The organism is Streptomyces sp. BE20 (assembly GCF_036322525.1).
In the GTDB taxonomy this organism is placed as follows: Bacteria; Actinomycetota; Actinomycetes; order Streptomycetales; family Streptomycetaceae; genus Kitasatospora.
Map to the genome: position 1 here is coordinate 1 of NZ_JAQYWW010000591.1, position 247 is coordinate 247.

The following is a 247-nucleotide window of genomic DNA, read 5'->3' on the forward strand; positions in this document are numbered from 1 at the left end:
CTCGACGGCGTCACCAGGTTCGTCGAACTGGGCCCGGACGGCGTGCTGTCCGCGCTCGTCCAGCAGCCCGACGCCGTCACCGCGCCGCTGCTGCGCCGCGACCGTGACGAAGTCACCACCGTGCTCACGGCGTTGGCGACTCTGCATGTCAACGGTGTCCCGGTCGACTGGTCGCCGCTGTTCACGGGCGTCCGACCGGCCGAGCTGCCGACCTACGCCTTCCAGCACCAGCGGTACTGGCTGGAGA

General features: G+C 70.4%; 1 protein-coding gene. It reads left to right on the plus strand.

Annotated elements, in window-relative coordinates:
• A partial coding sequence (locus PUR61_RS11930; protein ID WP_329878650.1) for a hypothetical protein occupies window positions 1-247 on the plus strand: 247 nt, incomplete at both ends.